We start from the raw sequence: 406 nt of genomic DNA, 5'->3' as shown, positions 1-406 counted from the left end.
CCATCGGCGGCCTGTTGTCCGAAGGCAAGACCATCAGCGGCACCTTGCGCGAACATGAGCTGGACTTCCTGTTTGGTGCCGAACAGCGCAAGCAGATCGGTTCCACGGCGGTGGTCGCGCTCAGCCATCAAGGCCTGCACGGCGTGCTGGCCATCGCGAGCCGTGATCCACAGCATTACAAAAGCTCAGTGGGCACGCTGTTCCTGACCTACATCGCCGAGGTACTGGGCCGCGTCCTGCCGCGCTTCACCACCGCCCTGCGCGCGGTGCGCTAGCCATGGAACGGCAACTGGACGCTTATTGCGCTCACCTGCGCAACGAGCGCCAGGTGTCGCCCCACACCCTGGAAGCCTACCGGCGGGACTTGAACAAGGTCCTGGCCTACTGCGAAAAACAACAGATCGGC

At 63.5% G+C, this 406-nt stretch carries 2 protein-coding genes; both read left to right on the top strand.

The window, feature by feature from the left end:
- Nucleotides 1-275 (top strand): DUF484 family protein (locus tag SOP95_RS31890; RefSeq protein WP_323609573.1); only part of this gene is annotated, 275 nt, incomplete at its 5' end.
- Between the two features lie 2 nt (nt 276-277).
- Nucleotides 278-406, top strand: a 129-nt coding sequence (locus SOP95_RS31885) for a site-specific integrase (RefSeq protein WP_323609574.1), incomplete at its 3' end; no start/stop codon positions are given.

Source organism: Pseudomonas sp. YuFO8, from assembly GCF_035065025.1.
Classification (GTDB): Bacteria; Pseudomonadota; Gammaproteobacteria; order Pseudomonadales; family Pseudomonadaceae; genus Aquipseudomonas; species Aquipseudomonas putida_AE.
The sequence above is the reverse complement of the archived record's forward strand: the minus strand, read 5'-3'. Positions and strand labels throughout refer to the sequence as shown.